Annotated in this window: 5 protein-coding genes; 3 read left to right on the forward strand and 2 right to left on the reverse strand. The window is 69.7% G+C overall.

All coding sequences use genetic code 11. The annotated features are described in order from the left end of the window. Window positions 1–257, forward strand: a 257-nt coding sequence (locus AC16DP_RS41340; RefSeq protein ID WP_483957046.1) for a transposase domain-containing protein, incomplete at its 5' end; no start/stop codon positions are given. A gap of 178 nt (window positions 258–435) precedes the next feature. Here AC16DP_RS41340 and AC16DP_RS41345 read toward each other — a convergent pair. Further along, complete coding sequence (locus AC16DP_RS41345) at window positions 436–2142, reverse strand: C1 family peptidase (protein ID WP_329728177.1); 1707 nt, start codon at window positions 2140–2142, stop codon at window positions 436–438. Window positions 2143–2287: 145 nt separating this feature from the next. Between AC16DP_RS41345 and AC16DP_RS41350 the strand changes: the two genes are divergently transcribed. Further along, window positions 2288–3619, forward strand: a complete 1332-nt coding sequence (locus AC16DP_RS41350) for a hypothetical protein (protein ID WP_329728178.1) — start codon at window positions 2288–2290, stop codon at window positions 3617–3619. A gap of 69 nt (window positions 3620–3688) precedes the next feature. On the opposite strand, the gene AC16DP_RS41355 is transcribed toward AC16DP_RS41350, so the two are convergent. Continuing rightward, a complete protein-coding gene (locus AC16DP_RS41355; RefSeq protein WP_329728179.1) occupies window positions 3689–5311 on the reverse strand; it encodes a LysM peptidoglycan-binding domain-containing protein in 1623 nt (540 codons plus the stop codon). 114 nt (window positions 5312–5425) lie between these two features. On the opposite strand from AC16DP_RS41355, the gene AC16DP_RS41360 reads away from it, so the two are divergent. Then, window positions 5426–6454, forward strand: a complete 1029-nt coding sequence (locus AC16DP_RS41360) for a hypothetical protein (protein ID WP_329728180.1) — start codon at window positions 5426–5428, stop codon at window positions 6452–6454. Window positions 6455–6575: the final 121 nt, after the last annotated feature.

Below are 6575 nucleotides of genomic sequence, written 5' to 3' on the forward strand. Positions count from 1 at the left end.
ACAACGGCGAGGTGGAGCGCCTCATCAAGCTCATTGTCCTCGGACGCAAGAACTGGCTCTTCCTGGGCAGCGACGCGGCCGGCCACCGGGCCGCCAACGTCTACTCCCTCGTGCTCAGCTGCTACCGGCTGGGCATGGACCCGTGGGCCTACTTCCGCGACGTGCTGCCCAAGCTCGGCGACACCCGCTTCCCCGCCTCCCGCCTCGCGGAGCTCCTCCCCGAGGCGTGGGCCCAGCAGCAGGCTCAGCAGCGATAGGCTTGTCGACGCTCCGTCCATCTCGTAGCCACCGTGCCACGCCTCTTGATGGCCGACATCCTGGGCTGGACCGAGTACTGCTTCACGAAGAGCATCGGCCCCTGGCCGTCAGACGTGAACGACGCTCGGGCTTCAGGCGGGTGCGCGGCCTGTCGAGCCCGCGCACCCGCTCGGAGCGTTACTTGGTGCCCTGCACGCCGAAGGGGTACCCGTTCCAGTAGGTCACTCCGGCGAAGAAGTTCTGCGACCAGCTGAAGTGGTGCACGTAGAAGTACTGCGCCCCGCCGGAGAACTGGATGGCGAAGGTCGCGGTGGAGGGACGCGCGGTGTCGAACGTCCCCGTCACGTTGACGGGGGAGCCGCCATCCTGGGTGTACGTCCCCCACAGGCTGCCACTGGCGCTGTAGCTCGTGATCTGCAGCCGGCCGCGCCACCCGTCGTGGTTCATGTACCAGGTGCCCAGCCACCGGCTCGCGGTGAAGGAGTTGCCGTAGGGGATGTAGAGCCCCGAGCGCTTGAGCACGCTTCCGTACCGGGTGTTCCCCGCGTCCCAGGTGTAGCCCGAGGCGTCCTGCCGATCCCACCCGTGGATGTACATCTGGAAGAGCTGGCCGGTCATGGTGCCCGGCGCGGTGTCGCTCGTGGTGTCGGCCACGCGGAAGTAGATGCCCCGGTTGTCATCCAACAGATAGCCATTGGCGTTGCGCCCGGAATAGCTCCCCAGCCGGGTGGCGGCGTTGGCGGGGTGGGGGATGCGGCGGACCACCAGCTTCCCGGTCCACCCGTCGTGGTTCATGTCCCAGGTGCCCAGCCACTGTCCCTTGCGCACCGGCGCGTTGGGATCCGTCACGCCGTTGACCACGGCGCCCCCATAGGACGCGTTCTGGATGAACCCGTAGGAGACCTTGACGTACGCGCTGCCGCCCCAGGAGTTCTTGAGCAGGAAGTACTGCTGCGAGCGGTCGTAGCCGATGATCAGCATCGAGTGACCGCCGTAATTCACCGAGGAGTCGTACTCGTGGATGCCGGTGGTGGCGTTGTAGCGCCACTTGAGCTCGACATCGATGGCCACCTCCCGGTTGGACGCGATGTAGTTCTCGATGAGCGCGGTGTCACGCGCCTGCGCCCAGTCGAGCAGGGTGTAGCTGCTCACGCCGTACCGGGCGTTGTTGCGCGCCGACTGCGGGATGTACAGGGGCGAGTACTCGAAGGCGTCGATCTGCGCCTGGGTGGTGGGGTTCTGCGCGGGATCTCCGCTCCAGATCAGCTCTCCCGCGGCGGGAATCGAGCGCCGCACGGCATCCATGCCCGACTGGTTCAGGTAGGGAACCTCGCTCTCGAGCGGCAGCGCGTAGGAGAGCGCGAGCGAGAGGGAGTGCGAGCCGGCGCCATACCAGTACGAGCTCTGGTTCTCGTACTGGTACCTCCGCGGGTAGTCGAGGCTGGTGCTCTTCACGATGTGCATCAGGTACTGCTCGGAGAGATCCACGGAGATGCCGTAGTCGCGCCGGTAGCGGGCCTCGATGGCCGCGGCGGAGGAGAAGACACCACAGGTGCCGCGATCGGCCTGGTCCCGGATGGGCGTCTGCCAGGCCGCCAGCGAGTAGCTGGTGGGCGCGAGCATGGTGAAGCCCGCCTCCGTCACGGGCGTCGAGCCCGCGAGGGCCTCGGCGCTCGGCCGGAAGTACGAGACATCGACGGTGGGCGTCCGGACTCCATCCGAGCGCTCGACGAACGTGACGTTCCCCTTGCGCAGGGACTGGCGCACGAGGACCGGAGTGGACGGCGTCTCCTCCGGCTCGGGCGGTTCACAACCCAGCACCCCCATGAGGATGGAGGCGAGGACGACCCACGACGACTTCCGGTACCAGCCAACGCTTTGCATGTGGCCCCCTGCTTTGAAAGGGGCCATACCCTACATCCATTGCTTCACAGGAACAACTGAATTGCATGAATTCAGGGTATGAAGGGGAGAGCCCATGACACGAAGAACCCGAGGCGCCTGGGAGTGGGCTACAGGAGGGACAACCATGAACCCTTGTTTGCGACGCTGTGTGTTGACGTTGTCGATGATGGCGGCTGGCCTGTCGGGTTGCCAGCCACGAGAGCCCTCGGGGCAGCCGGACGCGGGGCAGCCCGGGCCCACGTGCTCCACGCCCACGGGCGCGCCCATCGAGCACCAGGGCACCATTTCGGCTCCCGAGACGTGGTCTGCCTCCAATCCGCATGTCGTCGTCGGGGACCTGCTGGTGCGCGCGGCGGTGACGGTGGAGCCGTGTGCCGTGGTGCGCATGGGCCCGGCCCGCTCCATCGGGCTGGACAGTGGTGGCTCGCTCGTCGCCGCGGGCACGCAGGAGCGTCCGGTGCGCTTCGAGCCCCAGGACGCGAGCCAGCCCTGGGGCCAGTTCCGCATCTATACCGGGGGCTCCGCGCGGCTGACGTGGACGGTGCTGTCGGGCGGTGGAAACCCCGCGTCCGCCGAGGCCACCGTGCGCGTGAGCGCGGGCGCGGACCTGCCCGGCCCGAGGCCGCTCTTCGTGGACCATGTCACCATCGAGGGCTCGCGAGGGCCGGGCGTGGTGCTCAATGGCACGAGCGGCTTCGCCGAAGGCTCCACGGCGCTGGTCATTCGCGACTCGGGGAGTGAGGCGCGTCCGGAGCCGCTGGCCATCAATCCCAATGCCCTGGGCACGTTGCCCTCCGGTACCTATACGGGCAATCGCTCGGACACCCTCTTCGTCAGCCCTGGCGTGGCGTCCTCCAGCGTCTTCTACGTGGGCGTGGATGCCACGGTGAGGGCGTTGGGCGTGCCCTACGTCCTGGAGGGGCTGCAGGTGGGCAGCTCCAGCGCCCAGGCCACCGTCACCGTGGAGCCGGGCGTCGAGCTGCGCTTCCAACCCAACACGACGCTCCGCGTGTATGACAACCGAAGCGCGCTCATCGCCGTGGGCACGGCCTCGCGTCCCGTCGTCTTCACCTCCGCCCGGGCGACGCCGGCCGCGGGAGACTGGGCGGGCATCCGCTTCGACGGGCTGAGCCCGGACAGCCGGCTGGAGTCCGTGTGGGTCCGCCATGCGGGCGGCGCCTGCCAGTGCTCGGGCTACGGCTGCAACTACCTGCCCGGCTCGTTCGACGTCAGCTCGGCCATCCTCGTCTTCCAACAACCGGGGGCGCCCTTCATCGCCAACTCGCGCATCGAGGACAGCGCGGGGCACGGCATCCTGCGCGGATGGAATGGCTCGGACGCCGTGGACTTCCTGGCGACGAACAGCTTCGCCCGGGTGTCTGGCTGCACGCAGACGACGCCTCGGGACGTGGAGGGGCGCTGCCCCGCCAGTCCTCCCTGCCCCCGGAGTCCTTGAGCGGATGTCCCGCGAGGGACCCCGGTGGGAGGAGCGCGGAGAGGTGCGCTCCTCACCGGTTCACGGCGGCTACTGCGCGTTGCGGCGCACCATCGAGACGTCGTAGCGGCGCATGTCGATGGAACCACCCGCGCCCTCGGGCCGGTACAGCATCCCCGTGTTGCCGTCGACGTAGAAGCGGTTGTTCGGGTTGGTGTCCGCGCCGATGTTGCCGTGGCGCGTGCCCGGGTCGTTGAACGTGTAGTAGGTGCGGCCCTGCTCGTCGACGCCGCGGCCCGTGATGGCCACGAAGTGGTCCGTCAGGTTGTCCACGTTGTAGTTGGCGTCCCTGTGGCTCACGCCCACCACCACCGGCCGGCCCGCGTCGAGCTGGCCGTCGATGTACTCGCGGCCCTCCCGGGCGCGCGCCGGGTCCACCGTGAGGCGGCCCTGGGCGTCCTCGCTCGTGCCCACCTGGATGCGGCGATCCGGGCCCTGCACCGTCACGCCCGCGTCCCGGGCCATCGCCGTGGCCGCCCGGAAGCACGCCTCGTTGCCCGGCTCGAAGCCGTGGCCGCCCTCGAACTGGCTGTAGAACGGCACCTGCACCTGGCGCGGGGCCGCCGTGCCCGGAGCCGTCACCGGGGCCGGAGGCTGCGCCTGCGCCGCCAGGTCGGCGGGACGAGGCTGGGGAACCGGCACCGAGGCCGGTGCGGCGCTGGCGGGAGTCTGGGCGGCCGGCGTCTGGGGGGCGCCCGCCCGCTCCTGTCGCAGCATCTCGAGCGCGTTGGCCTCCTCGCTCACGAAACGGTTCGCCACGCCCCGCTGCACGGCGGCGCTGTTCCTCGAGAAGTGCGCCAGCTCGCCATTGGCGTCGCGGCGGCCGCGCTCGGCGTAGATGTCGCGGATGAGCTGCTCGTCGGTGACGGTGGCCGGGTCACGCCCCGCGAGCGCTCTCTGGAAGATCTCCCTCGCGCCGCTATCGGCATTGCCCGGGCCGTGCTGCACGGCGGTGGACCAGGCCACATCCCGCAGCGCGGCCGAGCGCGTGTTCAGGTCGAGCCCCGTGTCCTGCTGGATGCCCCGGGCCGCCACGTCGTAGTGCGTGGCCTGGATGAAGTCGTGCTGGGCCCTGTCGAATCGCTGCGGATCTTGCCGGGCCAGCTCGCGCCAGGCGTTGCTGAACGCCTCGGTGCCGGGCGCATGGGCGGACAGCGCGGCGTGGTAGTCCGGATGGCTGGTCCTCAGCGAGTCCACGAACCGCTGCGCCGTGCCGCGGTTGCTCGAGAGCTGGTAGGAGCCGTAGGACACGCCGCCGCTATCCCCATTACCGGAGGAGACGGTGCCGGGGCCTCCCCGGGCCTCGTACTGGCGGCTGAGGCTTCCCAGCGGCTGGGCACCCGCCGGAGGCGCGGCGGGCGTGGCGCCGAGGCCCTCGGGCCGGACGGGAGGCGTGGGGGCGCTGGTGGGCGCGGCCGAGGGGCGGGCCTGGGGCCTCGTCGCGGGCGTGAAGGTGTCCTCGCCGCTGGCGCGGGCGCGGGGGCGCTGCACGGACGGGCGATCGAATCCATCCGGAATCTGGATCCTCTGCCCCCTGCGGATCTGATCGGGATTCTCGATGTTGTTGGCGCGAGCCAACGCATCGACGGTGGTGTTGTGGCGCCGGGCAATGCCCGACAGGGTGTCTCCCGAACGGATCCGATACGTGCTCATGATTCTGTCGTTCCCTCTGGGCCACGCACACGCGGATACGGACGTGCCGGGCGATCATCTGATTATCTCGGCGAGCCACCGCGGAGTTGCTTCGGTCCGGCTCAGGAGCGTCTGATGATGCCTCGATTGCGGCTGTTCTGTAAAATGACGGTATGGATGTTGCTTGCCCTCTGGCTCGGGGCGTCCGGGTCCGCGCGGGCCCAGGGCTCGGGGAGCGTGACGGGGCGCTACGAGAAGGACGGGGGAGAGCTCCTCATCCTCGAGGGGGATAACGAGACACTCGTCCGCTACGAGGCGGGGTTCGAGCAGGGCAACAGCGTGGGGAGCTGCGAATGCCCCCTGGTGGTGAAGCAGAAGAGCGGGGAGCGCTGGACGCTCCAGGGGGCCGGGTCATCGGACACGTGGAGCCTGAAGCTGGAGCCCACGCGGCTGGTGCTCGAGGGCAAGACGCCGGCGTGCTGTGGCATGGGCTGGCCCGGCACGGACACCTTCGAGCGGAGCGCGGTGCGAGCGCCGAGCACGTGCAAGGTGAAGGCGGACCGGGCGAACTTCTTCGACTCGCAGAGCGCCGCCACGCCGCGCAAGGCGTACGTGGTGGCGGGGGACACGGTGGAGGTGTTCCTTCCCGGCTCCGAGCCGCGCCGGGTGCCCGCGCGCTTCAAGGGGCCGCGCAAGTCGACGGTGGGCCTGCTCGAGCGCGCCCAGTTGGACTGTCCCCAGCCGGGGGCCCCGCAGGCGGCCCGTCCGCCCGTGGAGGCGCAGCGGCTGCGGCCCTTCGCGGGGAAGTGGCTCGAGCTGACGCGCAAGGGCAGGGGCTTCGTCCTCTTCAAGCCCTGCGCTGCCAATACCCGGAGCTTCACCGTCCGCCCGGCCAGCGGCGAGCTGGAGGTGGAGCTCGGCCAGGAGACGACGGTCACGAAGGTGGTGGGCCTGCGTCCCGGCCCGGCGGGGAGCCAGTCGCTGGAGGTGATGTATGAGAGCGGCACCCTCGAGACGGTGGGCTGGAAGGAGCTCGACGCGCGCAAGGGATTGGTGAGCGTGAAGAGCCCGGAGCTCTTCTCACAGGGCCGCGAGTACGTGCGCGAGGACAGGAAATCCGCCTACCCGGTCCAGGTGGAGACGGGCTGCGACGAGGAGCGCTAGCCCGGATTATTCACCAGGGCTTGGCGAGGAGCCGCGAAGCAGTCGTGCGCAGGACCCGGGGGCACAATCTGGCCCGTTGCCCCTATCTGTCAGGTGAGCGGCAGTCAGGTTGGCAAAGGGG

The sequence above is a fragment of the Archangium sp. genome (assembly GCF_057119385.1).

Bases quoted from the DNA above. Each gene is read 5' to 3' on its own strand.
- AC16DP_RS41350 (WP_329728178.1), top strand. From the start codon at position 2,288: ATGAACCCTTGTTTGCGACGCTGTGTGTTGACGTTGTCGATGATGGCG.
- AC16DP_RS41360 (WP_329728180.1), top strand. From the start codon at position 5,426: ATGATGCCTCGATTGCGGCTGTTCTGTAAAATGACGGTATGGATGTTG.
- AC16DP_RS41355 (WP_329728179.1), bottom strand. From the start codon at position 5,311: ATGAGCACGTATCGGATCCGTTCGGGAGACACCCTGTCGGGCATTGCC.
- AC16DP_RS41345 (WP_329728177.1), bottom strand. From the start codon at position 2,142: ATGCAAAGCGTTGGCTGGTACCGGAAGTCGTCGTGGGTCGTCCTCGCC.